21 protein-coding genes are annotated in these 25,422 nt (G+C 72.9%); 12 read left to right on the plus strand and 9 right to left on the minus strand.

The genetic code is table 11. From position 1 onward, the window contains the following. The first annotated feature begins 11 nt into the window (after positions 1 to 11). The 4 genes from HHX33_RS37510 (at position 12) to HHX33_RS29950 (ending at position 4,524) form a co-directional block, all read left to right on the plus strand. Positions 12 to 983 carry a helix-turn-helix transcriptional regulator gene (locus HHX33_RS37510; protein ID WP_182877515.1) on the plus strand — a complete coding sequence of 324 codons (972 nt, stop codon included), beginning with the start codon at positions 12 to 14 and terminating at the stop codon, positions 981 to 983. 86 nt (positions 984 to 1,069) lie between these two features. Continuing rightward, complete coding sequence (locus HHX33_RS29940) at positions 1,070 to 2,773, plus strand: serine hydrolase domain-containing protein (protein WP_182877516.1); 1,704 nt, start codon at positions 1,070 to 1,072, stop codon at positions 2,771 to 2,773. A gap of 12 nt (positions 2,774 to 2,785) precedes the next feature. Beyond that, positions 2,786 to 3,448, plus strand: a complete 663-nt coding sequence (locus HHX33_RS37515) for a response regulator transcription factor (protein WP_396786001.1) — start codon at positions 2,786 to 2,788, stop codon at positions 3,446 to 3,448. After that, positions 3,445 to 4,524: a sensor histidine kinase gene (locus HHX33_RS29950; protein WP_182877517.1), complete on the plus strand. Its 1,080-nt coding sequence runs from the start codon at positions 3,445 to 3,447 to the stop codon at positions 4,522 to 4,524. Before HHX33_RS37515 ends, HHX33_RS29950 begins: the two co-directional genes overlap by 4 nt. 41 nt (positions 4,525 to 4,565) lie before the next feature. Here the strand turns inward: HHX33_RS29950 and HHX33_RS29955 are convergent, their stop codons facing one another. Together HHX33_RS29955 and HHX33_RS29960 are read right to left on the minus strand one after the other, a co-directional pair. After that, complete coding sequence (locus HHX33_RS29955; protein WP_182877518.1) at positions 4,566 to 5,459, minus strand: aryldialkylphosphatase; 894 nt, start codon at positions 5,457 to 5,459, stop codon at positions 4,566 to 4,568. Positions 5,460 to 5,532: 73 nt separating this feature from the next. Beyond that, on the minus strand, positions 5,533 to 6,258 hold the full coding sequence (locus tag HHX33_RS29960) for an SDR family oxidoreductase (protein ID WP_182877519.1): 726 nt from the start codon (positions 6,256 to 6,258) through the stop codon (positions 5,533 to 5,535). 44 nt (positions 6,259 to 6,302) lie between these two features. On the opposite strand from HHX33_RS29960, the gene HHX33_RS29965 reads away from it, so the two are divergent. Further along, positions 6,303 to 6,761, plus strand: a complete 459-nt coding sequence (locus HHX33_RS29965; protein WP_165900768.1) for a nuclear transport factor 2 family protein — start codon at positions 6,303 to 6,305, stop codon at positions 6,759 to 6,761. Between the two features lie 157 nt (positions 6,762 to 6,918). Here HHX33_RS29965 and HHX33_RS29970 read toward each other — a convergent pair whose 3' ends face one another. Next, positions 6,919 to 7,560: a VC0807 family protein gene (locus HHX33_RS29970; RefSeq protein ID WP_150940329.1), complete on the minus strand. Its 642-nt coding sequence runs from the start codon at positions 7,558 to 7,560 to the stop codon at positions 6,919 to 6,921. Between the two features lie 281 nt (positions 7,561 to 7,841). Between HHX33_RS29970 and HHX33_RS29975 the strand changes: the two genes are divergently transcribed. Further along, entirely contained in the window at positions 7,842 to 8,687 is an 846-nt protein-coding gene (locus HHX33_RS29975) for an LLM class F420-dependent oxidoreductase (protein WP_182877520.1), read from the plus strand. 19 nt (positions 8,688 to 8,706) lie between these two features. Here the strand turns inward: HHX33_RS29975 and leuE are convergent, their stop codons facing one another. Then, positions 8,707 to 9,411, minus strand: coding sequence for a leucine efflux protein LeuE (gene leuE, locus HHX33_RS29980; RefSeq protein ID WP_182877521.1), 705 nt, complete (start codon positions 9,409 to 9,411; stop codon positions 8,707 to 8,709). A gap of 120 nt (positions 9,412 to 9,531) precedes the next feature. Between leuE and HHX33_RS29985 the strand changes: the two genes are divergently transcribed. From HHX33_RS29985 to HHX33_RS29995, 3 genes are all read left to right on the plus strand, one after another. Further along, entirely contained in the window at positions 9,532 to 10,920 is a 1,389-nt protein-coding gene (locus tag HHX33_RS29985) for a selenium-binding protein SBP56-related protein (RefSeq protein WP_182877522.1), read from the plus strand. Beyond that, positions 10,917 to 11,516: a hypothetical protein gene (locus tag HHX33_RS29990; RefSeq protein ID WP_182877523.1), complete on the plus strand. Its 600-nt coding sequence runs from the start codon at positions 10,917 to 10,919 to the stop codon at positions 11,514 to 11,516. The genes HHX33_RS29985 and HHX33_RS29990 overlap by 4 nt, the downstream gene beginning before the upstream one ends. A 230-nt stretch (positions 11,517 to 11,746) precedes the next feature. After that, positions 11,747 to 12,892: a glycoside hydrolase family 18 protein gene (locus HHX33_RS29995; RefSeq protein ID WP_182877524.1), complete on the plus strand. Its 1,146-nt coding sequence runs from the start codon at positions 11,747 to 11,749 to the stop codon at positions 12,890 to 12,892. A 48-nt stretch (positions 12,893 to 12,940) separates the two neighbouring features. Here the strand turns inward: HHX33_RS29995 and HHX33_RS30000 are convergent, their stop codons facing one another. From HHX33_RS30000 to HHX33_RS30010, 3 genes are all read right to left on the minus strand, one after another. Beyond that, positions 12,941 to 13,279: a hypothetical protein gene (locus tag HHX33_RS30000; RefSeq protein ID WP_182877525.1), complete on the minus strand. Its 339-nt coding sequence runs from the start codon at positions 13,277 to 13,279 to the stop codon at positions 12,941 to 12,943. A 69-nt stretch (positions 13,280 to 13,348) separates the two neighbouring features. Next, positions 13,349 to 14,779, minus strand: coding sequence for an NAD(P)/FAD-dependent oxidoreductase (locus HHX33_RS30005; protein ID WP_182877526.1), 1,431 nt, complete (start codon positions 14,777 to 14,779; stop codon positions 13,349 to 13,351). A 267-nt stretch (positions 14,780 to 15,046) separates the two neighbouring features. Next, the gene (locus HHX33_RS30010) at positions 15,047 to 17,911 is read right to left on the minus strand and encodes a BTAD domain-containing putative transcriptional regulator (protein WP_182877527.1); all 2,865 of its coding nucleotides are present in this window, start codon (positions 17,909 to 17,911) and stop codon (positions 15,047 to 15,049) included. A 644-nt stretch (positions 17,912 to 18,555) separates the two neighbouring features. Between HHX33_RS30010 and HHX33_RS30015 the strand changes: the two genes are divergently transcribed. The 3 genes from HHX33_RS30015 (at position 18,556) to HHX33_RS30025 (ending at position 23,340) form a co-directional block, all read left to right on the plus strand. Then, positions 18,556 to 20,022, plus strand: coding sequence for a carbohydrate binding domain-containing protein (locus tag HHX33_RS30015; protein ID WP_182877528.1), 1,467 nt, complete (start codon positions 18,556 to 18,558; stop codon positions 20,020 to 20,022). A gap of 51 nt (positions 20,023 to 20,073) precedes the next feature. Beyond that, positions 20,074 to 21,549, plus strand: coding sequence for a carbohydrate-binding protein (locus HHX33_RS30020; protein WP_182877529.1), 1,476 nt, complete (start codon positions 20,074 to 20,076; stop codon positions 21,547 to 21,549). A gap of 417 nt (positions 21,550 to 21,966) precedes the next feature. Continuing rightward, positions 21,967 to 23,340: a hypothetical protein gene (locus tag HHX33_RS30025; protein ID WP_182877530.1), complete on the plus strand. Its 1,374-nt coding sequence runs from the start codon at positions 21,967 to 21,969 to the stop codon at positions 23,338 to 23,340. A 35-nt stretch (positions 23,341 to 23,375) separates the two neighbouring features. Here HHX33_RS30025 and HHX33_RS30030 read toward each other — a convergent pair whose 3' ends face one another. Together HHX33_RS30030 and HHX33_RS30035 are read right to left on the minus strand one after the other, a co-directional pair. Further along, positions 23,376 to 23,786, minus strand: coding sequence for a hypothetical protein (locus HHX33_RS30030; protein WP_182877531.1), 411 nt, complete (start codon positions 23,784 to 23,786; stop codon positions 23,376 to 23,378). A gap of 75 nt (positions 23,787 to 23,861) precedes the next feature. Beyond that, the gene (locus tag HHX33_RS30035; protein WP_182877532.1) at positions 23,862 to 24,986 is read right to left on the minus strand and encodes an AI-2E family transporter; all 1,125 of its coding nucleotides are present in this window, start codon (positions 24,984 to 24,986) and stop codon (positions 23,862 to 23,864) included. Positions 24,987 to 25,422 lie beyond the last annotated feature (436 nt).

Here is a 25,422-nt window from a genome sequence, read left to right on the forward strand (position 1 = left end):
AATCGGGAACCATGCGCGCCGACCGTCTCGTCGCCGTCCTGCTGCTGATGCAGGCTCGCGGCCGGGTGACCGCGGCCGAGCTGGCCGGCGAACTCGAGGTGTCCGTGGCCACCGCCCGCCGGGACCTGGAGGCGCTGTCGGCGGCGGGCGTCCCGGTCTATCCGCAGCCGGGGCGTGGCGGCGGCTGGTCGCTGGTCGGCGGCGCCCGTACCGACCTCAGCGGCCTGTCGGCGGCCGAGGCACAGGCGCTGTTCCTGCTCCTCGGCCCGGCAACGGCCGGGCCGTCCGCGTCGGGGCCGGCCGAGGCCGGAGCGGCGCTGCGCAAGCTCCTGGCGGCCCTGCCCCGGACCTTCCGGGCCGACGCCGAGGCCGCCCGCGACGCGACCCTGGTCGACCCCGTCCGGTGGGGGGAACGCGACCGCCCGCGGCCCGCGACGGTCGACCTCCTGCAGACCGCCGTGGTGAGCCGTCGCAGGGTCCGCCTGACCTACGCCGGCAGGGACGCGGAACCCGCGGAGCGGCTGGTCGACCCGTGGGGACTGATCGACAAGGACGACGTCTGGTACCTGCTGGCGGGAACCGACCGGGGGCGGCGGACCTTCCGTGTCGACAGGATCGTCCGGGCCGAGGCGACCGGCGAGACCGCCGAACGCCCCACCGGCCTCGTCCTCGCCGCCGCCTGGCAGGAGGTGGTCGAGGAGATCGAGCGGCGGCGTTCGCGCACCTGGGCGACCGTGCTCGTCGAGGAGCGGTTCGTGCCGGTCCTGCGCGACCGGTTCGGACGGCACTGCCACACCGAAGGCGAGGCGGGCCGGGGCCGTGTCCGGGTGCGCCTCGCCGCCCCGACCCCGCTGGACGTCGCCCGTCACCTCGCGGGGTGGGGCGCGATGATCGAGGTCGTCGAGCCGAGCACCGTCCGGGACGAGCTCGCCCGCATCGGCGCCGAACTCGTCGCCCGCAACTCGGGACGGGAGCCGGCCTAGGACGGCCGGGGTTCTCCGGCCGGCCGGCCGGTCGCCGTCGGAGTTCGTTCACATCAGGTTCGCGCGGGGGTCCGTACGTTTCCCGCATGCGAAGACTCCTGGTGGGACTGCCGGCGGGACTGACCGTCGCCTCCCTGCTCCTGACGGCCTGCGGCGCCGGGCCCGGCCGGCCGGCGCGTACCCCTGAGGCGCCCGCGTGCGCCCCCGCACTCGACCGCGCGTTCGGGGCCTGGGCGGGGGCGGGGTTCAGCGGGTCGGTCGCGATACTCCGGGACGGCGCGTTCGAGTGCCGCGCCGCGTACGGCACGGCCGACGCCGCCGCCCACCGGCCGAACACGCCCGGCACGGTGTTCAGCATCGGCTCGGTGACCAAGGCGGTCACCGCGGCCGCGATCCTCCGGCTCGCCGACGAGGGGCGGCTGTCGCTGGACGACCGGGTGGGCGCGATCCTGCCGCGGCTGCGCGGCCCGGTGGCCGGCGCGACGGTCAGGCAGCTTCTGCTGCACACGAGCGGGCTCAACGGCACCCACGGCGGCGACTACGAGCCGCTGTCGCCGGACGCGGCGCTGGCCGCGATCGGCAGGCTGAAGCTCGCCTTCCCGCCGGGCACCGGATACGTCTACTCCAACGCCGGATACACCCTGCTGGCCCTCGTCGTCGAGCGACTGTCGGGCCGCGGCTACCGCGACTACGTGGGCTCCGCCGTCCTGCGGCTGCCCGGCGGTCGTACGGCGGGCGGGTTCTGGGACGGGCGCCCGGCCGCGCCGGGCCCGAGAGCGGTCGGCTACCTCGACGACGGGAAGCCGGGACACCGGGGCGGCTTCGCCGGGCCGTACTGGGGCGCGGAGGGCAACGGCGGGCTGGCGATGACCATGCCCGATCTGGCGGAGTGGACGGACGCGCTGTTCACCGGCCGGGTGGTCACGCCCGCGTCGGCCGGACTCGTCGCCCGCCCGGGGTGGCCGCTGGGGAACGGCAGGTCCGAGACGCCCGGGTGGGTCGCCTTCGACCGGTCGGTCTACGGCGAGCGGTTCCTGAGCGCCGCAGGCGGCGGTGGCGACGTCGGCCACAACGCGGTCGTCGCCTGGGTCCCGGCCCAGCGGCGCGTGGTAGCCATCGCGTCGAACACCGCGAAGCTGCCGGCCGAGGCGCTGCTGCGGGCGGTGGGACCGGCGCTGCTGGCCGGTCGCCCGCTGCCCGCGCCCGGCCCCGCCACCACTGCCGCGGGCCCCGCCCGCGGCGGCGATCTCGCGGCTATGGTCGGGACGTACCGGCTGGCGAGGGGAGGCGGGTTCCAGGTGTCCGCCGAAGGGGGCAGGCTGACCGTCTCCGCGACCGGGGCCGACGCGGTCCGCGCGCTGGCGCCGCCCGGCCCGGAGGTGACGGAGGCGGCGCTGCGCGCGCACGAACAGCGGGTGCTGGCGCTGCTGAACGGCCGGACCCAGGAGGGCCGCAGGGAACGGGCCTCCCTTGAGAAGGCCTTCGGCGCGGTGGCGGGGCTCACGCTCGCCGGCACGGTCACGAAGGGCGCCGACACCCGCACGTACGTCACGCTCACCACCGGCAGGGGGCCGGTCCTGGGCTGGTACGCGGTCAACGAGCAGGGCGGGGTGATGGCCGCCGAGGTCCCGGCGAAGCCGCCGGCGCTGACGCTCGTGCCGTCGGGCGCCGGCCGGTTCCGCCCGGACGATCCCACCGGCACCGGCCCCCGCGTCGAGGTCGCGTTCGAGGGCCGCCGCATGACCGTCACCGGCGCGCCCGGCACCGTCACCGCCGAGCGGTCCGGCTGACCCGCCGTGCGCGTGCTCCTCGTCGAAGACGACCCCGAGCTGTCGGAACTGGTCGCCCTCGGCCTGCGCAACGAGTCGTACGCCGTCGACGTGGCGGCGACGTACCGCGAGGCCGAGGAGTCGCTGCGGGTCACCTCCTACGACGTGGCCTGCCTCGATCTGGGCCTGCCCGACGGCGACGGCCTGGACCTGCTGCGCCGGCTCGCCGGCGACGCGCACCTGCGCCGCCCCCGGCGCACACTCGTGGTCACCGCCCGCGACGCGGTCGGCGACCGCGTCGCGGGGCTGGACGCGGGCGCCGACGACTACCTGGTCAAGCCGTTCCACTTCGCCGAGCTGGTGGCCCGGCTGCGGGCGCTGGGCCGTCGCGGCGACCAGCACGGCTCGCTGCTGCGGGTGGGCGACCTGGAACTCGACCAGGTCACCCACCGGGCCTGGCGGGCGGGCGACGAGCTGGAGCTGACGTCGCGCGAGTTCGCCCTGCTGCGCTACTTCATGCACCACCCCGGCCGGGTGCTGTCGGCCGAGGACCTGCTGGAGCACGTGTGGGACGCCAACGCCAACCCCTTCACCACCTCGGTGCGGGTGATCCTCAGCAGGCTGCGCAGGAAGCTCGGCGACCCGCCCGTCATCACCACCGTCACCGCCGCCGGTTACCGCCTGGAGGGACCGTGACGCGGCCCTGGCGCTCGCTCCGCGTCCGGCTCGCCGTGCTCGCCTTCCTGGGGTTCTACGTCCCGCCGCTGCTGCTGTTCGGCGTGGTCCTGCTGACCGACACCGAGACGACCGCGCAGGCGCTCAACGGGGCCGAGCACGTGCGCAGCGCCTCGGCGCACCGCCTGCCGTGGCTCTCCTGGACCCTCCTCGCGCTCGCCCCGGCCGCCGCCGCGGCCGCCTGGTGGTGGGCGGGACGGGCCGTCGCCCCGATCAACCGGGTCCGCGCGGTGGCCCGGGAGATCGGCGGCACCGACCTGAGCCGCCGGATCGGGCTCGGCCACGGCCCACTGGAGGTGGTGGCGCTGGCCGCCGAGTTCGACGCGATGCTGGACCGGCTGGCGGCGGCCGCGGCGGCCCAGCGGCGGCTGCTGGAGGAGACGAGCCACGAGCTGCGCAGTCCGCTGTCGGTGCTGATGACCAACGCCGAGGTCCTGCTCGCCCACCCCCGGCCCACTCTGGAGGTCTACCGCGACGGGCTGCGCCGTTCGGAGAGCGTGGCCCGGCGGTTGCGGGCGACCGTCGACGACCTGCTGACCGAGGCCCGCGGACGCGCCCGTACGCTCGACCACCGGCCGGCCGACCTCATGGCGGTGGCGCGTGACGTGCTCCGGCAGGCCGAGGTCCTGGCCGCCGGGAAGCGGATGACGCTGTCCTTGGCAGGCCCGGCGGAGGCCGTGTGCCCGGTCGACGAGGCCACGGTGACCCGCGCCCTCGCGAACCTCGTCGACAACGCCGTCCGCTACGGCCCGGAGGGCACGCCGGTGACCGTGGAGATCGGCCTCACGCCCGGCCTGGCCGTGGTCACGGTCGCCGACCGGGGGACGGGCATTCCCGAGGAGGAGCGGGAGCGCGTGTTCGAGCGGTTCTGGCGCGGCCACCGCGACGTGCCCGGCACCGGCCTCGGCCTGCCCATCGCCCGGCAGATCGCCCGGGCCCACGGCGGCGACCTCACCGTCGTGTCCGGCGATCCCGGCGCCCCGGGCTGCGCCTTCCGCCTCACCCTGCGCCGCCCGCGCGGCCAGGTACGGCGGTGAGATCAGCCGGTGCGGTCAGGCCGTTTGGTCAGGCGGTGCGGTCAGGCGGCGAGGCGGCCCTGGCCGGCGGTGAGCCAGCGGACGGGGTTGTCGCGGGTGACGAGGCGGAGGGTGACGTCGTCCACCCCTGCCGCTCGCAGGGCCGGGACGACCGAGGAGAACAGCCGGCCGTAACCCTGCCCGCCGTAGCCGGCGAGGTGCTCGCGCAGCCGTATGCCGCTGCTGACCAGGATGCGCTCCGCGTGACCGGCGTCGAGGAGGGTGAGCACGTCCTCCGCACAGGAGACGCTCACGTACGCGCCGGTCTCGGCGATCTTGCGCTGGGCCGGCGTGTCGGCGCCCGGGGCGCTGAGCCGCTGGGCGGGCACGTTCTGGGAGAGCAGCAGTTCCAGCAGCTCCAGCCCGCCGGCGGCCACCGGGAGGTCGGTGCGCAGCGAGGCGCGGGCGGCGGCGGTGACCGCCCGCTCCTCGGCGGGGGTGGGCGTCTCGTCCCACGACGCGGCGACGATGACGCCCGGCCGGGCGCCGGTCCCGTCCAGCCCGGCGCCGATCTCGTGGAGCAGGTCCGCGGTCAGGTCGTCGACGCCGTACCGGGTGATCGCCGCGCCGGCGAACGGCTGGGCGGCGAAGCCGGTGGCCGCGACGATCGGGACCCGCGCGGCCATGGAGATCCGGGCGAGGGACGCGGGGTCGCGGGCCATGCCGACGCAGCTGTGCTCGACGACGAGACCCAGCTCCCGGCCCCTGCCGAGGTCCTTGATCTCGGCCAGCACGTACCGCTCCTCGTCCAGCCACCGGGCGGGATCGGAGTCCACGCCGATCCCCCAGCGGGTGTCGGTGCGCAGGTGCTCGTGGGGGAGCACCGGCCCGTCGATCTCAGAGACGGGAAGGGCGCCGGTGACGGTCTGGATGCGGGGGAAATATGCGCCGGACATGAACGGACATTAACTCATTTTTTGACGAAACCCTCTCTGGATCTCCAGATTCTTTACCTCTCTTAAGGTTTGGTCAGCTCATCGTCCTGCCGCCGTTGACGGCGAGACGTTGACCGGTCACGAAACGGGCGCCGGGGGAGGCCAGGAACGCCACCGCCTCGGCGATGTCGAGCGGCACGCCCATGTGTCCCAGCGGCACGTCACGCAGATAACCGGTGTAGTCCTCGGGCGGCACGTCCGCGTGGCGCTCCACGGGGATCCAGCCGGGCTCGACCGTGTTGACGGTGATCCCGTACGGCCCCAGCTCCCGCGCCCACGACCGGGTGAGCCCGTGCATCGCGGCCTTGGCCGAGACGTAGTGCCCGAACTCGGCGTTGCCGAGGTCGGCGACCTCGCTCCCCACGTTCACGATCCGGCCCGAGCCGGCCTCGCGCATGCCGGGCAGCACGGCCTGCAGGAGCAGCAGCGGGGCCTTGACGAAGAAGCGGAGCTGGCCGAGGTGGTCGTCCCAGGTCTGCTTCTCCACCGGCATCATCGGCTGCGGGCCGGTGGCGTTGTTCACCACGACGTCGACCCGCCCGAGCGCGGCCACGCCCTCCCGTACGGACTGCTCGTCGGTGACGTCGAACCGGGCCGGGGCCGCCGAGCCGCCGGCGGCGGTGATGCGGCCGGCGACGGCGGACGCTCCGGCGGTGTCGTTGGCGTAGTTGACGGCGACGTGCCAGCCGTCCGCGGCGAGCCGTTCCGCGATGACGGCGCCGAGCCCTCGCGAGGCGCCGGTGACAAGTGCGATTCCCATGGGAACCGTGCCTATCACACGATCTCATGGGCATGATGGGGCGCATGGATCAGATCGCCGCACTGGTCGACCGCGCCGAGATCGTGGACGTGGTGACCGCAGTCTTCGACACCGTGGACGCAAAGAACTGGCCGGTGTGCCGGGAACTGTTCGACGAGGGGGTCGACGTCGACTTCACCAGCCTGAACGGCGGGGAGCCGGCCCGGATCAGCGCCGACGCCCTCGTGGACGGCTGGCGTACCGGGCTGCACGCCCGCAAGCAGAGCTTCCACACCGTGAGCAACTTCGCGGTGACCGTGGACGGCGCCGAGGCGCACGTGACCGCGAAGGGCTACGCCTACAACGTGCTCGACGAGGGGCTCGGCGGCGGCCTGTGGGAGGTGTGGGGCGTCTACCGGCTCGGGCTCGTACGGCAGGCCGAGGGCTGGAAGGTCACGGCCCTGACGTTCGACGCCTGGCACACCCGGGGTGACGAGGCGGTGCGCGCCCACACGATGGACTGAGATCCCACGGCCGCCGGGGGCGAAGTGGCCGCTCACGCGATGCCGGGGCCCGCGCCTCAGCAGGGGGAGGCGCGGCCGGCCAGGAGCCTGTCCAGCCCGTCCAGCAGACAGCGCAGCCCGAATTCCAGAGGCTCGCGCTCAACCGCATCGGCCGTCGCTAGCCGGTGACCGCCGGGGCCTCCGTGTGCAGCCGCCGCAGGACCCGGCGGAACGCCCAGACGGACGCGAGGAACGCGATCCCGGTGATGACCGCCACGGCGGTCGTCCGCACCAGCAGGTAGGTGCCGATCGACTGGTGCAGCAGCAGCCAGATGCTCACGCTCGAGTTGACCAGCAGGACGAACGCCCACAGCAGCGTGATCCGGGCGAAGAACCGCTGGACGCGCTGGTGCCGCAGCACGAACGACGGCAGGTGGATGTAGTCGAGCGTCAGCTTCTCCACGAGGGGGCGGCGCATCCGGACGGACGCCAGCAACACCATGCTGATGACGATCGTGCCGAGTTCCGGCTGGATGAAGTAGACCACCGCGCTGCCGCTCCACAGGCCGAGCACCGTCCGTACGGTGATGGCGATGGCGGCGAAGATCATGGTGCCGGGCACCGGCTGGCGGCGCACCAGCCGCCACAGCACGCCCAGGTAGACCCAGGAGATCGCGGCCATCAGCGCGCCGCGCAGGCCGAGCACCGCGAGCGCCGCGTAGAACACGGCGAGAGGAGCCACCACGCCTTCGAGGAGCCGGGGGACCGCCTGTTTGATCAGGGCGGTGAGCCTGGGCATGGCGAAGGGTGTGTGGTTCATGACACTCCAACGGGCCGGCGGGGGAGACCGACGCTGTAGTTGGCAAACGCGCCTACCCGGACATCGCGGTCGGAAACGCCCAGGAAAGGTGTTGCATCGGTGGCTTACCGTACCTGACGGTACGGCCTTGACGGGCCGGAAGCACTGTCCGAGGTGACATCCGATACCGATGCGGCATGTCATTTGAGAGTCCGTGGACGGAACGAACGCACTGGTCATCGCTTCGTCACGCGACTCGGGCCGCTGCCCCCGTGAACACGGACGCGGGTTACGGTGACGGGATGAATACGGGATTCGGGTACTTCGCAACCCATGATGCGGTTCGTCCGGATACGCTCGCCCGCCTCGTGGAGCAGCGCGGCCACGCGGCGCTGCTGTTCACCGAACACACGCACATTCCCGTGCCACCCGGCGGCGAGGCGCCGAAGGACGAGCGGGGCGGCGAACTGCCGCGGCGCTACTGGCACACCTACGACCCGTTCGTCGCCTCGATGGCGGCCGGGGCCGCGACGACCCGGCTGCGGGTGGGCACCGGCATCTGCCTGGTGCCGGAGCACGAGCCCATCGGCCTCGCGAAGACGGTCGCGAGCGTGGACGACCTGACCGGCGGGCGCTTCGAGTTCGGCATCGGCGCGGGCTGGAACCGCGAGGAGATGCGCAACCACGGGACCGACCCGGCCCGCCGGTTCGCGCTGATGCGGGAGCGCGTGCAGGCCATGCGGGAGATCTGGACCCGCGACGAGGCGGAGTTCCACGGGGAGTTCGTGTCGTTCGACCCCGTCTGGTCGTGGCCCAAGCCGGCCCAGCGCCCGCACCCGCCGATCCTCGTGGGCGGCGTCGGGCCGCGGGTGTTCGACCGGGTCCTGGAGTACGGGGACGCCTGGCTGCCCAACTACGGCCCGGGGGTGCTGGAGCGGATCCCCGAACTGTTCCGGCGGGCGGAGGAGGCGGGCCGGCGCGTCGAGGTCGTGATGCTGGCGGTCCCGGCGGACCCCGGCGCGCTGGAGCGGTGCGAGGAGGCGGGGGTCTCCCGCGTCATGGCCTGGCTGCCGTCGGCCGGGTACGACCGGGTCCAGCGGGAGATGGACGCCTTCGAGACCGCACTCGCCGAAGCGCACGGCGAGTGAGCTCGTGACCCCGGCGCGGTCAGTTCAGCGTTGCGGTGGCCAGTTTGGCGCCGAAGCCCAGGAAGAGCGCGCCCACCCCCGACGTCAGCCCGGCCGCGAGCCTGCGGCGGCGGCGGAAGTGCGCCGCGAGGAACGTGCCGCCGAAGATGAGGGTGGTCAGGTAGGTCACGCTGAACACCTGCACGATCAGCGCCAGGATCAGGAACGACAGCGCCGGCGCGCCGTACGACGGGTCCACGAACTGCACGAAGAACGCCACGAAGAAGAGGATCGCCTTGGGGTTGAGGAGGCTGATCGTGAGCGCCTTCCGGAACGGGTCGCGCCCCTCACCGGCCGCCCCGGCCGGGCCGGAGGACGGAGCGACGGCCGCGCCTCCCGTCGTCGTCTCGGCCGTCGTCGGTGAGGTTCTGGCGCGGGAGGCGCGCAACGAGCGCCAGGCGCCGCGCAGCATGCCGAAGCCGATCCAGCCGAGGTAGACCGCGCCCGAGTACTTCACGATCGTGAACAGGACCGGCGTGGACTTGAGCAGCGACGCGACCCCGGCGGCCGACAGGAACATCAGCGCCGAGTCGCCGGCGAAGACCCCGGCGGCCGCCCGGTAGCCCCGCCGGATCCCATGCTGGGCGGCGGTGGACAGGACGAACAGCGAGTTCGGCCCGGGCAGCAGGATGATCAGGAACGAGCCGACCACGTAGGTCCAGATGTTGGTGATGCCGAAGAACAACCCTGCCTCCGTAAAGCGAGATAAGTCAGGGTATAGGTCATCACCGTCTGTGGTCACGGCAGGATAAGACACCGAAGATCCCTATTGACCGTGTGGGGAATAGGGACAATTCTTGAGTCCATGACGCTGTGGAAGCCCGATCCGACCTTCTATCCCTCGCCCCGCGACGCCGCCGAGGCGCCGCCGGAGAAGCTGGCCTACGTGGCCGCCTTCGACCGGTCGGCCCAGCGGCCCGACGCGCTCGCCGTGCTCGACACCGACCCCGCCTCTTCGGCGTACGGGACGGTGGTCGGCTGGACGGACCTGCCGCACACGGGGGACGAGCTGCACCACTTCGGCTGGAACGCCTGCAGCAGCGCCCTCTGCCCGTACGCGCCGCACCCGCACGTGGAGCGGCGCTACCTGATCGTTCCCGGCCTGCGGTCGTCGCGCATCTACGTGTACGACACCAAGGACCGGGTCAGCCCCGAGCTCGTGAAGGTCGTCGAGCCCGAGGAGCTGGGCAAGCGGGCCGGCTACTCCCGCCCGCACACCGTCCACTGCGGCCCCGAGGGGCTGTACGTCAGCGCGCTCGGCGGCTACGGCGACGACGGCCCGGGCGGCATCGCCATCCTCGACCACAACACCTTCGAGGTCCTCGGCCGGTGGGAGGTCGACCGCGGCCCGCAGTACCTCGCCTACGACTTCTGGTGGCACATCAACCACGACGTGCTGGTCACCTCCGAGTGGGGCACGCCCTCGATGATCGAGGACGGGGTGGTCGGCGAACTGCTGCTCGGCCGCAAGTACGGCCACAAGCTGCACTTCTGGGACCTGCGCAAGCGCCGGCACGTCCAGGAGGTCGACCTCGGCGACCAGCACCAGATGACGCTGGAGCTGCGCCCCGCCCACGACCCGACGAAGACGTACGGCTTCGCCGGGGTCGTCGTCAGCGTCGAGGACCTGTCGGCCTCGGTGTGGGTGTGGCACAAGGAGGGCTCCCGCTGGGCGGCGACCAAGGTCGTCACGATCCCGGCCGAGCCCGCGTCGCCGGACGACCTGCCCGACGTGCTGAAGCCGTTCGGCGCGGTGCCGCCGCTCGTCACCGACATCGACCTGTCGGTGGACGACCAGCGTCTGTACGTGTCGTGCTGGGGCACCGGCGAACTCAAGCAGTACGACGTGTCCGACCCGTTCAAGCCGGTCGAGATCGGCTCGATCCGCCTCGGCGGCATCGTGGACAGGGCCGCCCACCCCGCCGCCCCGGACGAGCGCCTCGCCGGCGGGCCGCAGATGGTCGAGGTGAGCCGCGACGGCCGCCGGGTCTACGTCACCAACTCCCTCTACGGCGCCTGGGACGACCAGTTCTACCCGGACGGGGTCGGCGCGTGGATGGCGAAGATCGACGCGGACGGCTTCACGCTCGACGAGCGGTTCTTCCCGCACGGCGACGACTTCCGCGGCCTGCGCCCGCACCAGACCCGGCTGCAGGGCGGCGACGCGTCCTCCGACTCCTACTGCTACCCGTGACGCTGACCGCGGTCATCCTGCTCGGCGCCTTCCACGGGATCAACCCCGCGATGGGCTGGCTGTTCGCCGTCGCCCGGGGACTGCAGGAGCGCAGCCGCGACCTGCTCCTGCAGTCCCTCCCGGTCATCGCGCTGGGCCACCTCGCGTCGGTGGCCCTCGTGGTGGCGGTGGTGTCCGCGACCGGGTCGCTCGTGACCGGGACGGCCCTCGCGATCGGGGCGGGGATCCTGCTCGTCGGGTTCGGGCTGTGGCACCTGCTCGCCCGGCGGCACTTCCGCTGGGTGGGCATGCGGCTGTCGCTGCCGCAACTGGCCGCCTGGTCGTTCCTGATGTCGTCGGTGCACGGCGCCGGGCTGATGCTGCTCCCCGTCCTCACCCGGATGCCCGCGGGCCACCACGGGCACGCGCTGTCCGGCGGGCTGTTCGTCGCGGGCGTGCACACACTCGCGATGTTCCTCACCGCGACCGCGGTCGCGGTGGTCGTGTACGAGTTCGTCGGCGTCGCCGTCCTGCGCCGGGCCTGGTTCAACCTCGACCTGATGTGGGCCTTCGCCCTGGTCGGCGCGGGCGTCTTCACCCTCGTCGCCGCCGTCTGACCGCCGCCGCCCGCGTTCTCAGCCGCACGGGTGAAATTTGCAGAGATGACGGGCATGATGAAAACAGCAGGTCGGCACGCTGGAACGCGCCCACCTGCGACATGAGCCACGCATAATCCGGCCTTAAGGCTGGGCCGGTTGTCCGCCGGTCGAAGACGTCACTACGCTCCCGCGGCATTCCCTCCCTCGGCGTTCCGACGCCGGAGGTCCCTTTTCCGTTCGGAGCAACCATGCAAGCGATCACGCGTGGCGTCTTCACCGTCGTGGTCCTGTCGGCCGTACTTTCCGCCCTGTTCATCGCCTGCTTCGACCCGGCCCGGGCGACCGGGACCGCCGCCCCCGCCGCGCGGAACACGCAGGTGAAGCCGCGTCTCGTCGCGCCCCCCGCCGTCGCGCCCGTCAAGGCGCCGGCTCCGGCACAGGTTCCGATACAGGCCGCCGCGCAGGGCGCGATGGTGCCGGTGCAGGCCGCGGCGGCCCGGCTGGAGAGCGAGTCCGTGCCCATGCCCGAGGTGACGGTCACCGTGACGGTCACCCCCAGACCCTCTCCCAGGCCCTCCCCCTCGCCGCGTCCGATCAGGGTCGGGTACGTCCCCCAGCGCGGCGCGTTCGGCGCCACGTCGACCGTGCACGACCTGGAGGAGAGCGGGCAGGCGAGCCGGCTGACGCACGCCGTCTACGCCTTCGCGAACATCGACCCGACGTCGCTGACCTGTCTGGCCGGTGTCACCCGGCCGCCCGCGCCCGACCCCGAGGACCCCGACCAGGGCGACGGCGCGGGTGACGCCTGGGCCGACTACCAGCGGGGTTTCACGGCGGCCGAGTCGCTGGACGGCAGGGCGGATCCGCCGGACGCCCGGCTTGCCGGCAACTTCAACCAGTTGAAGAAGCTGAAGGCCCGGCACCCCAACCTGAGGACGCTCATCTCCATCGGAGGCTGGACGTATTCCAAGTACTTCTCGGACGTCGCGCGTACCGCCGCCACCCGGCAGCGGTTCGTCAAGTCGTGCCTCGACGCGTACATCAGGGGTGACCTGCCGGGCGTGGGCAGCCGCGGCGGCCCCGGCAGCGCCGCGGGCGTCTTCGACGGCATCGACGTCGACTGGGAGTGGCCCGGCGGCGAGGGCCACCTGGGCAACCACGTCGGCGCCGAGGACAAGCGTCACCTGACGGCCCTGCTGGCGGAGTTCCGCGCGCAACTCGACGCGCTCGGCTCGGCCAACGGCCGCCGCTACCTGCTCACGGTCTACGTGCCGGCCGAGCCGGACCGCGTCAAGGCGGGCTTCGACCTGCAGAAGCTGACCGGCGTGGTCGACTTTGTCACCGTCCAGAGCGGAGGACGGCACGCCCTGCGCGAGGGCACCATCCTCCGCTGAACGCGCTCCGGCGCGGTGACCGGGCGGGCGCCGGCCGGGGAGGAGAGATCAGCTCGTGCACGAGGCCGTGACGGCCACGTAGGCGCTCGCCGCGGTCCCGTTGACGGCCGTCACCTTGAGCAGGTCGCGGTGGAAGACGTCGGAGTCGCGGGTCAGGTCGGTCGAGATCGCCACCCCCGCCGGGGCGGTGATCTTGATGGTGTCGGCCAGCATGTGCGGCGCGTACGACGGGCAGATCGCCAGGAAGGTCCCGGTGGCGCCGGGGGCGACCCGGCCCGAGTTGGCCGTGGCGCCCGTGGCCGCCAGGGCCGGGGCGGCGGTGACGGCCAGCCCACCGGCGACGGCGGCGGCGGCGAGGGCGAGACGGATGGAGGTGCGCTTCATCATGAGAGGTGTCCTTTCTTTCCGGTCCCTTGGGGACCGCTCTGGTGGGGAAACAGGGCTCGGGTGAGCCGTTCAGGCCGGGACCTGGTCCCGGGGCGTGGCCCGGGGGTCCGCCGGGGGTGATGCCGGGGGTGATGTCGGGGTGCGCCCGGCCCGCGGCCGGAGCACCCGGGCGAGGACGCCCGGAGACATCAGGTGCTGCGGAGGCGCCTGCAGGTTGGCGACGCTCAGGAACGCGTGCCCGACCACCGGGTCCGCCTCCGCCGCCACGTGCAGCCGGGAGATGTAGCGGTTCAGCAGCTTCGTACGCGGGGTGCGCGGTCCCTCGACCGAGGGGAACCGCAGATCGCCGCCGACCGACATGTCCCACGGCACGTCGATGATCCGTCCGGCGCGCTCGAAGAAGCGGCGGGCCAGGCCGGTGCCCCCGCCGCCGGCCAGGCATTCGCGGAGCGCGGCGGCCTCGCAGGCGGCGACCGTCATGCCCTGCCCGTACGACGGGTTGAACTGGCACAGCGCGTCGCCGAAGACCAGGTAGCCCTCGGGGAAACGGTCGAGCCGTTCGTACCGGCGGCGGATGCTCACCGGAATGCGCATCAGCCGCGGCTCGCCGAGCGGTTCCAGGCGCTCCAGGAGGAGGTGCAGGTCCGGCACCGGGAGCCGGGCGGCGAAGCGGTGGTAGCCGTCCGGGTCGACGGGCGGCACGTCGTCGCCCATGCCGAACAGGGTGACCAGCCAGCGGTCGCCCTCCCCGCTGAGCGCGACCCCGCCCCTCGGCACCGACGCGGTGTGCCCCACGATGAGGGCGACGAACTCGGCGTCACCGGGACGGCGCCGGTACTCGCGCGAGACGTACACCAGCCGCGAGTCGACGCGCTCCTCGGGAGCGGGCTCGTACCCCAGCCGGCGCAGCCACTCGGTGCCGCGGTTGCCCCGGCCCGTGGCGTTGACCACGAGGTCCGCGGGCATTTCCTCCGGCCCGTGCCCCGCCTCGTGACCGGCGCCCGCCAGCCGTACGCCCGTCACCGCGCCGCCGGAGCCGGTGACCGGTTCGACCACCTCGCGGCGTTCCAGGATCGTCACGCCGGGAAGGGCCGCGACCCGGGACAGCAGGGACGCCTCCAGCCGCGGTCTGCTCACTGTCAGGCCGCGCATCCGCGAGGGCGCGGACCGCAGTCGCCGGCCGTCGTTGTACCAGTGGACGTCGTTCTGGATGTCGCAGGGGGTGGCGCCCGCGGCGATCAGGTCCGCGGTCAGCCCGGGGAACAGGTCCTCGAGGATCTCGCAGCCCCGGGACAGCAGCCCGTGGGCGTGGTGGCCCTGCGGCACCCCCCGCCGGGGGACACCCTGGTCCGGTAGCTCGTCACGGTCGATCACCGTGACCCGGCCGAACGTCTCGGTCAGCACCCGGGCCGCCAGCAGCCCGCCGATTCCCGCCCCGGCGACGACGGCGTGCCCGTCCGGCCGGATTTCGGCCGTGGTGCGCGTCACTCGCTTGATCATGGTCTTCCTCGTCGTCAGGCCGCCCGGGTGAGGGCGGCGCCTGCTCACGACGACGAGGATGTGCGGGCCCGCTGGGGGGCGGCTGGGAACCGGCTTTCCCAGCGGGTTTCCCAGCGGCCTTCCCAGTGGTTCCCGGCGGCCGGGAAGGCACCGGCCGCCGGGAAGGCCCTGGTCACGAAGAGATCCTGGCTGTCGGCGAGGCCCTGGACATCGGGAGGGCTTGGGTCACTGGGAAGACCGTGGTCGCCGGGAGGACCGTCGTCCGCGTCACCGGGACCGGCGGCCCGGGACCAGGGTCCTGACCAACCGGCTCGTCTCCTCCCGGGACAGCTCCCGCCCGCGGGCGGCATGGCGCTCGTACTCGTGCGGCGGCAGCGCCCCGCGGACCGCGGCGGTCTCGCGCGGGCCGTCCAGCGGGTCCATCAGCTCAGGGGACACGCCCGCCCGGGCGCCGATCGCCTCCACCGCCCCCATCAGCACGGCGGCCTCCTCCGCCCGGCCGGTCAGCGCCAGCGCCCGCGCCGTGCTGTGCACCGTCACCAGCCAGAAGGAGATGTCTCCGTAGCGGTCCATGGCCGCCAGGAGGTCCCCCGCGACGGCCAGCGCCCTGGCGCCGTCCCCGCGGTCCGAAGCGGTCTTCATGTCGCACCAGGCGGCGCCGTCCGCGGCCCAGTCGTGGCCGCTGGCGTGGGCGGCGGCGATCGCCTCCTGGAAGACCGCGTCGGCGGCCGGCAGATCTCCCAGTGCCCGCAGCGCCATGCCCCGCACCATGAGCGTCTCGGCCTCCAGCCAGGACAGCGCGGTGTTCCGGGCGATCTCGACGGCCCGCCCGGTCAGGGCCGCGGCGTCGACCGGCAGGCCGGCCAGCACGCCCGTGTACGCGCCGTAGGCGGTGGCGCCCGCCTCCGTCACCGGGTCACCGGCCTCGCGGGCCTCCTCGACGGCCGCACGGGCCGCCTCGTGGGACCGCGCGGTCTGTCCGGCCAGGTAGAGCAGCGCCGTCATGGCGAATCGGGCACGTGCGCGGACACCGGGCCCGGCCTCCGGGGCGGCGGCGAACGCCTCCGACAGCCAGGCCAGGCCCTCCGCCACGTGGCCCATCCGGAACCAGAACCAGAAGAGCGCGCCGCCCAGCCGCAGCGCGTAGTCGCCGTCGCCCGCCGCCAGCGCGGAGGCGAACGCGGCGCGGAACTCCGGCTGGTCGCGGCTCAGCCCGTCGAGCAACGCCGCGCCCTGCGGGCCGCGCAGGTGGCGTTCGACGCTCTCGGCCCGCGCGAGCGCCCAGGTGCGATGGCGGGCCCGCGTCTCCTCCAGTTCCTCCGGGGAGAGCGCGGCCAGGGCGTACTGGCGCACGGTCTCCAGCATCCGGTAGCGGCGCGGCGTCGTGCCGGGCTCGGCGGTGACCAGCGACTTGCGGACCAGCGCCGACAGCGGGGGGAGGACGGGCGTGATCCCGCCGACGGCGGCCGCCGTCTCCAGGTCGAAGCCGCCGCCGAGCACCCCGAGCCGGTGGAAGAGGAGGCGTTCGTCCGGCAGCAGCAGGTGGTCGCTCCACGCGATCGTGTCCAGCAGGGTCCGGTGGCGGTCGGGACGCCCGGCCGGCCCGCCCACGAGCAGGGTGAAGCGGTCCTCCAGCGCGTCGGCGATCTGGTCCACCGACAGCGTGCGGCACTGCGCGGCGGCGAGCTCGATGGCCAGCGGGATCCCGTCGAGCCCCGCGCACAGGGCGGTGATCCTGTCCCTGTCGTCCGGCCCCGTCGTCCAGCCGGGAACGGCGGCGGACGCACGGCTGAGGAAGAGGTCGGCGGCCTCCGTGGCGGCGTCCAGAGGCGGCACCTCGTAGACCGCCTCACCGGTGAGGCCCAGAGCCTCGCGGCTCGTGCCGAGGATCCGTACGGCTCCGCAACGGGTCAGCAGGGTGTGGGCCAGCGTCGCGACCGGAGTCAGCAGGTGCTCGCAGTTGTCGAGGACGAGCAGCGCGTCGCGCCCGGCGAGCATCGCGGCCAGCTGCTCGGCGGACGACGCGGCGGGCAGGCCCAGGGTGGTCGCGACGGTCGCCGCCAGCAGATCGGGGGCGCCCAGCGCGCCCAGCTCCACGAGCCAGGGCCCGTCGGCGCCGTCGTGGGTGCCGTCGTGAGCGCGGGCGCGGGCGACCTCCAGGGCCAGCCGGGTCTTGCCCACCCCTCCCGGCCCGGTGAGCGTGACGAGCCGGTGCTCCTCCAGCAGGCCGGCGACGGCCGCGAGGTCGGTGTGGCGGCCGACGAATCCGGACAGCGCGAACGGCAGGTTGCCCGAGGGCGGCGAGGGCTCCGCGACCCGCGGGGAACGCGCGGGGCCGGACCGCGCGGGCGGCGGGGCCAGCCGGGGGTCCTGGGCGAGCACGGCCGCCTCCAGGTCGCGCAGGCCGCGGCCGGGCTCGACGCCCAGCTCGTCCGCCAGCCGCCGGCGAACCCTCCGCAGCGCGGCGAGGGCCTCGGCCTGCCGTCCCGACCGGTAGAGGGCGAGGGCGAGCAGCTCCCAGCCGCGTTCCCGCAGCGGCTGCTCGGAGACCAGCGCCTCCAGCTCGCCCACGGCGGCGACGTGCCGCCCCGACGCGACGACGGCGGCGAGCCGGTCCTCGCGCACGGCGGCCCGCAGCTCCTCCAGCCGGGTCGCGTCGGGCACCGCGAACGCGGCCTCGGCCACCTCCGCGTAGGCGGGGCCACGCCAGAGCGCGAGCGCCTGCCCGAGCAGCTCCGCGGCGTGGTCCGGCTCGCCGTCCTCCAGCGCGCGCCGGCCGCGCGCGGCCAGGTCCGTGAAGCGCTCGGCGTCGACCATGGCCGGGGCGGCGCGCAGGGCGTATCCGGCTCCCTCGCGCACCAGCAGCCGGGCCGGGGCGCCGGACGCCCGCTCCGGCTCCAGCACCCTGCGCAGGTCGGCGACGTATCCGTGCAGGGTCGTCATGGAGGGCGGCCGGGAGTCCTCCCACACGTCCGTGAGGATCCGCTCCGCGGAGACGTTCCTGCCCCGCGCGATCAGCAGCATCGCCAGCACGGCCCGCTGCCGGGGACCGCCGAGGTGCGCCGGGCGTCCGTCCACCTCCGCGCGCAGCGTGCCGAGCACCCCGAACCGCACGCTCTCGGCGACGCTCACCGCCGGGCCCTCCCCGGATCACCGGCCGGGACGTGTCTCCCCGAGCGCGGCGGCGGCGCGCCTCCGCGGGACACCCGGGGGACCGTCGTCCGAGGGACGTGAGGGCAGCCGTCTAACGGCACCGGTTCGGCCATGAGGCAATAATGCCGCGAACGTGATCACAGGACACTCCCTTGATCGGTCGATGCTTGTCGCCGCCGTCCGTGCTCCTGTGGCAGGTGTGGCGCGGCGGGGGAGATGTCCGCTTAACGGACGAACAGCCCGTCCTTAACGCCCGCATAACGCGCCCGTGGCCTCGACCCCGGCCTGACAGTCTCCGTTAGGAACGCTGTCGAATTGGGTCTTGCAGACCCGCGACCACGAGGCTACGATCCGTACAACTCTTAGGAAACTTTCCTAAAAGAGCGCCCTCCGGGAGTCGGCATGGCCTCTTCCCATCCCTGACGTCTCCTCCTCTTCGCGTCCCGTCGCGCTCCCGGCTTCCGTACGGCCGGTGTCCCCCGATCGGCCGCCTCCGTCAGGCGCCGGTCGTACGGAGCTCCGCCAACCTCCCGTTCACCCCCCACAGAGGTTGTGACCATGCAGATCACGAATCCGCGCCGCGCGTCCTCCACGACCCTCGCCCCGCGCCCGGGACGGCGCGCATGAGAAAGCTCGTCGGCATCGCCACGGCGGCGTCCCTCGCCTTCGCCGCCCTGCTCACCGGCGCCTTCACCGGAACGGCCCGGGCCGCGAACATCGCCGCCAATCCGGGCTTCGAGTCGGGCCTGTCGGGCTGGACGTGCGCACCGACGGCGCAGGCGGTGTCGAGTCCGGTGCACGGCGGGTCGAAGGCGCTGTCGGCGACGCCGGCCGGCAACGACTACGCCCGGTGTCAGCAGACGATCGCGGTGAAGCCGTCCACGACGTACGCGTTGTCGGCCTGGGTGCAGGGAAACTACGTGTTCCTGGGCGCGACCGGCGCCGCCGTCGAAGTCCAGACATGGGCCTCGCCCGGGGCGGCGTGGTCGCGCCTGGCCACGTCCTTCACCACCGGATCGGCCACGACGAGCGTGACGGTCTACCTCAACGGCTGGTACGGCCAGGGCACCTACTACGCGGACGACGTCGTCCTCGACGGCCCGGGCACCGCGCCCTCGCCGTCCCCGTCGCCGTCCCCGTCGGCCTCGGCCAGTCCGTCGCGGTCGCCCTCGCCCTCGCCGAGCGCGAGCCCGTCGCCCTCCGGGCCGCCGCCCGACCCGGGCGCCATCACCCTCGCGCCGTACGTCGACATCACGATGACCACGCCGTCGCTGGTCAGCGCGTACACCGCGACCGGGGTGAGGAACTACACCCTCGCCTTCGCGCTGGGGGACAGCACGGGCTGCAACCCCGCGTGGGGCGGCACGATCCCGATCGGCGACGCGCGGATCGTCAACGACGTCAAGGCCCTGCAGGCCAGGGGCGGCCAGGTGATCGTGGCCACCGGAGGCGCCGTGGGGCCCTACCTGGAGCACAGCTGCGGCACCTCGGCGGCGCTGCTCGCGGCGTACAAGAAGGTGCTGGACACGGTCGGCACCAACTACCTCGACGTGGACGTCGAGGCGGCCATCGACGCAGGCAAGGTCAACACGGCGCTCAGGCAGTTGCAGGCCGAGCGGGGCACCGTGATCAGCTACACGCTGCGGGTGCAGGGCCAGGACTACGGCGTCGACCCGTTCTCGGTGCAGATCCTCCAGGACGCGGCGGCCAAGGGCCTGAACGTCCTGGTCAACCCGATGCTGATGGACTTCGGCTACTCCGGCTCCTGGGGCGCCGCGATGGTCGGGGCGGCGAACGCCACCGTGGCCCAGATGAAGCAGATCTGGCCGTCGAAGACCGACGCGCAGATCAGGCGGATGCTCGGCCTCACCCCGATGATCGGCAAGAACGACACGGGCCAGGTGACCTACCAGGCGGACGCCCGCACGCTCCTGTCGTACGCGCAGGCGAACCACGTGGGACGGATCGGCTTCTGGTCGGTGGGCCGGGACAACGGCGGCTGCCCGAACGGCACCCTCTCGCCCACCTGCAGCGGCGTCTCCCAGTCCGCCTACGAGTTCACGAACATCTTCAAGGCCTTCACGGGCTGAGCCCTCCTCGATCCCCCCCCACTCACCCCCCAACCCACCTTGCGAGGAAGAATGCAGCTTCGCCTCCGTACGGGCCGGCACGTCAGGGCCGCGCTCGCCCTGGTCGCCTCCCTCCTCCTGGCGGTCGCCGGACTGGTCGCGGGAACCACCGCCTCCGCCTCGGCGGCCCCGAGCGGCCTGGTCGTGCTGGCCTACCCCGCCTGGGCCCCGAACACCTGGTACGCCATCGGCGCCCGCGTCACCTACCAGGGCGTCGACTACGAGTGCATCCAGGCGCACACCTCCCTGACCGGCTGGGAGCCGCCGATCGTCCCGGCGCTCTGGAAGCCGGTCGGCGGCGGCACGCCGTCGCAGAGCCCCTCGCCGACGCCGCCGTCGGGCGCGCCGGGCAAGCCGGGCAACCCGTCCGTCACCGGCACCGGCAGTTCGTCGATCTCGCTGTCCTGGTCGGCGTCGAGCGGCACGGTGACCGGATACCGCGTCTACGAGGGCACGTCGGTCCGGGCGACCGTCAGCGGCACCAGCGCCACGATCTCCGGCCTCGGCACCTGCACCACCCACACGTACACGGTCAAGGCGTACAACAACAACGGCGAGTCCGCGGCGAGCGGGTCGGTGACCGGCACCACCACGGGGTGCCCCGCGAGCGGCGGCAAGCTTCCCGGCGCGCCCTACCTGTACGAGGGCTGGGGGAACCCGCCGAACCCGGCCACGGTCATGAGCGCCACCGGGGTCAAGCAGTTCACGATGGCCTTCATGCTCTCCGGCGGCGGCTGCGTCCCGGCGTGGGACGGCTCGCGCCCGCTGTCCGGCAGCGCCGACGCCACCGCGATCTCGCAGATCAAGGCGGCGGGCGGCAACGTCCAGATCTCCTTCGGCGGCTGGCAGGGCAACAAGCTCGGCCCGAACTGCTCCAGCTCGTCCGCCTTCGCCTCGGCGGTCCAGCAGGTGATCAACGCGTACAACCCCGCCGCGGTCGACTTCGACATCGAGAACACCGACGAGTTCGAGAACGAGGCCGTCCAGGACCGCATCCTCGGCGGGCTCAAGATCGTCAAGCAGAACAACCCGAACGTCAAGGTCGTCGTCACCTTCGGCACCAGCACGACCGGCCCGAGCTGGTGGGGCACGCGGCTGATCAACCAGTCCAAGGCACTCGGCGTGAACATCGACAACTACACGATCATGCCGTTCGACTTCGGCGGCGGCGCGAACATGTACCAGAACACCGTCAACGCGGCCGAGGGCCTGAAGAACGCGCTCAAGTCGGCCTGGGGCTGGAGCGACGCCCAGGCGTACGCCCACATGGGCATCTCCGGCATGAACGGCCTGTCCGACCAGCAGGAGCTGACCTCGGTGTCCACCTGGACCCAGATCCGCGACTACGCCAAGTCGAAGGGTCTGGGCCGGCTCGCCTTCTGGTCGGTCAACCGCGACCGCGGCTGCCCGGGCGGCGGCGTGGTGTCGAACTGCAGCGGCATCGCGCAGAGCGACTGGGACTTCACCCGGGTCACCGCGGGCTTCTGACCCCGGTGACCAGGAGAAGCAGGCCCTGGTGAAAGGGGCCGGGCCCGGCACACCGGGCCCGGCCCCCGTCACGGCCGCTCGACAGGGCCGGTCGACACGGCCACGCAACCCCTGACCCCATCGGCCGCGCGCCCCGGGAGACCGGGCGCTCCTCGGCAGGCGGCCGGCGCCGCGAGCCCGACACCCCCTACGCGTCGCGCCGGTCGCCCCCGTGTGTGGGGGCCAGCAGGCCGATCAACATCCCGACGATCACGGCCATGACAAGAGTGATCCAGAGGCGAATCTTCATCGAGGTCTCCTGAATGCTACGCTCCGTGCTCACAGTACCCCGAAAGGTGACGTAGCGCGACGGTCGGGCGACCTAATACGCCCTTGAGTCGCGGGCTTTGCCGTTCGTCGGGCAGGCTTGGCACCGTCATGGAATACGCGATCCCCACCAGCATCGTCCTCGCCGCCGGCGTCGTACTGGCGCTCGTCGCCCAGTGGAAGGGCTGGCGGCCGTCTCTGGCCGTCACGCTGACGCTCGGCATCGCCGTACGTGTGCTGATCATGATCCTCGCGGCGAAGGACACCAGGTTCCAGCCGGTCGACTACGTCAACAGCTTCCAGCCCGCGGGCCGGGCGATCGTGGACGGCCGCGACCCGGTGCTCGAAAGCAACGGCGGCTGGCACTTCCTGCCGATGATCCCCTACCTGTACGGCCTGCTGCTGTGGCTGGGCGTCACCTGGGACTACGCCGGCCGGATCGTCACGGTCGTCTCCGACATCGTGCTGATCCCGCTGGTCGGCAGGCTGGCCGGGGGGCGGACCGCGAAACTGCGCGCCTTCCAGTACGCCTGCAGTCCCCTCGCGATCCTCGTCGCCTCCGTGCACGGCCAGGTCGAGCCGGTGTCGCTGGTCTTCGGCGTCGCGGCGTACGTCGTGGCGCGCGGCCCGGGCGACTGGCGGCGGCCGGAGCCGCTGCCGTGGGCCCGTCTGCGGATCGCGGACCGCGCGCTGCCGCTGCCGTGGATCCCGCCGGGGGAGATCGTCCGGAGGCTCGTCCGCCCGGCGGAGGAGGACCGCGCGGCGATGTGGCGGGCGGCCTGGGCGGGCGTGCTCATGGGCCTCGCGCTCTGCGCGAAGAGCTGGCCGGTGATCCTCGTCCCGGCGATGCTGATGTTCCTGCCGGGGCTGCGCAGCCGGCTGGTCTCGCTGGTCGCCGTCGCCGTACCGCCGGTGTTCTTCCTGCTGACGCTCCCGATCGGCGGCTGGACGGAGTGGCGGCAGCTCCCGGAGGTGCTGAACACCATCGGCCTGCGGCCCAGCGACGTCCGCCCGATCACCGGAGACTGGGGCTGGACCGCGCTGGTCAGCGGCGGCAACTGGAACCTCGACCCGACTCCGGCGCGGATCGGCCAGTACCTCATCTACGCCTCGATCGTCGCCTGCCTCGTCTGGTGGCGCAGGGCCGACCCCGTCGACGTCACGATCGCCATCCTGCTGTCCTTCATGATCTTCACGCCGCGCCTCGGCGCGCAGTACCTGCTGTGGTTCATGCCGTTCCTGGTCGCCCGGCCCACCCGCTGGGCCTGGCCGGCGATCCTCGGCAGCACGCTGTGGGCCGCGGCCGGATACATCGTGCTCACCCAGTTCCACGGGCCCGCGTGGATGGAACTGCACGCGCCGTGGGCGATCAGTTCGCTGCTGGTCTTCCCGCTGCTGGCGGCGGCCATCCCGTGGAAGCGCAGGTACGCCGAGGGCGCGCCGTTGCCCTCGCCGGACGGGAGAGCGCGCGTACAGGCCGTCTGAGCCCGGCCGGCCGGGCTCGGTCTCGCGAAGGCCGCTCAGGTCACGACGAGCCGGACCAGGTGACCATGGCTCTGGTAACCGGGCGGATCGCCGTCGAGCCGCCCGGTCACGCACTCGAAGACGCCCGGCCCCGCCTCCCGTACGAAGAAGGCGGTCTCGGCGATCGACGACAGCAGGCGGATCACGTCGCGGTGCACGTGGACGCCCTCCCTGTCGCCGGCCAGCGAGACCGTCACCTCGTACACGCCGTCGTCGAGTAGGCGTTCACCGGTGAGCAGCCACTCCGAGCCGCACGCCCGGCGCAGGTGGGGGAGCAGGTGCGCCTCGGGCTCCTCGGTGACCCACCCGTCCCTCCCCATCGCGTCGAGCAGGGCCCGCACCTGTGGCTCCATCGCCGAGGCGTCCGTTATCCCGGTCAGTCGCTCGTCGTCGTCCCATCGCCGCATGACCAGACCCTAAGCCGGAGCGCCCCGCCGTACCCTCGCCGTACCCTGCGGAACCGCTCCGTGTCGGGGAGCGCGTCAGTGCTCGCCGGACTGCTCCGAGCGCGTTCCGGGGCGCGGGTCGGGGTGCGTATCGGGGTGCGTATCGGGGCGGGGTTGCGAAGAGCGTTCCGGCAGCCGTCCGGAGATAAGTGCGGCGGTCCAGGCGCCGTCCGGATCGCTGTCGACGAGCAGAGCGCGGACGAGCAGGCTCAGCGGAATCGCGAGCAGGGCGCCGAGCGGGCCCAGCACCCATCCCCAGACGATCAGCGAGAGGAACGTGGCCGTCGTGGACAGGCCCACGGCGTCCCCCAGGAACTTCGGCTGGATGAACGACTGGATCACCACGTTGATCGCCATGTAGGCCGCGATCACCAGCAGCATCGTCTTGGGCCCGCCCTCCAGCAGTCCGAGCAGCGCCGGGGGGATGAGGCCGAGGATGAACCCGATGTTGGGGATGTAGTTGGTGATCAGGGCCAGGACGCCCCACAGCAGTGGGAGCGGCACGTCCAGGATGTACAGCGCGGTGACGTCGAGGACCGAGCAGATCAGGCCGAAGACCGTCGAGACGATCAGATAGCGGCGGGTCTTGGAGCTGAACGTCTTGAGAGCGTTGGTGAGCGCCGGCCGCTCGGTGGAGGCGGCGTCGACGATCCGCGTGATGACGGGGGCGTCGAGGCTCATGGCCAGGAGCAGGACGACGATGAGGAACAGGCTCGACAACACGCCGAGGAGACTGCTGAGCAGACTCTGGGCGACGCCGATCAGCTTGCCGGGATCGAGCGACGACAGGGCCTTGTTGAGCTGGTCGCTGCCGTAACCGAGCCCGGCGGCCCAGTGCTGCAGGTCGGTGACCATGGCGTTGAACTGGACCGTGTAGGTCGGCGCCAGGATCGCGAGTTGCGCGGCGGCGATGCTGAGCACCGCGACCATGCCGAGCAGGACCAGCAGCACCAGCGCCAGGGGTACGGCCACCTGCAGCCACACCGGGGCCCGGCGGCGGACGAGCCACCCGCGCACCGGGGAGACGGCGATGACGAGCGTCAGCGCCAGGACGACCGGGCCGACGATCGAACCCACCGCCTGGACACCGGCGAGGGTGATGACCGCGGCCGCGGTACCGACCAGCACGATCAGGGCACGAGGGAATCCCTGTCGAATCACGTCCGGCTCCTACCCCTTCTTCGCCACCCAAGGTGGACCAGTCCTAGCACGCCCCTGTCTCTGCCCCTGCGCGTGTACGCGACTCGTGACGGGAATGAAGCCGGGCGGCACGTCGTCCAACCGGGGCCCGTGGCTCCGCGGAACTTCCCTCCCGGCACTGAGCTGGGAACAGATCCGTGCGCGAGTGCGTTGAACGCGAACCGGGCCAAGACGGTGACAAGGCCTGGTAATCTTGTGATGTCGGCGCGGTCCGGCGCACTCCTCTTCGATCACCTTGGTGGTTGTGTTGTGTGTGCGCGGCCGGTTGGTCGGCGTCTCCTGTGGCTTCTGGGTCTTCGCACCGGTGGTTTTGCGCCGGGGTGAGGGTTCGGGTAAGTTAGAGGGGTTGCCCCGGAAACGGGGCGGTCGAATTCCTGTCGGTTGGCGGGTTTCGGGT

The sequence above is a fragment of the Microbispora sp. H10670 genome (assembly GCF_014161385.1).
Classification (GTDB): domain Bacteria; phylum Actinomycetota; class Actinomycetes; order Streptosporangiales; family Streptosporangiaceae; genus Microbispora; species Microbispora triticiradicis.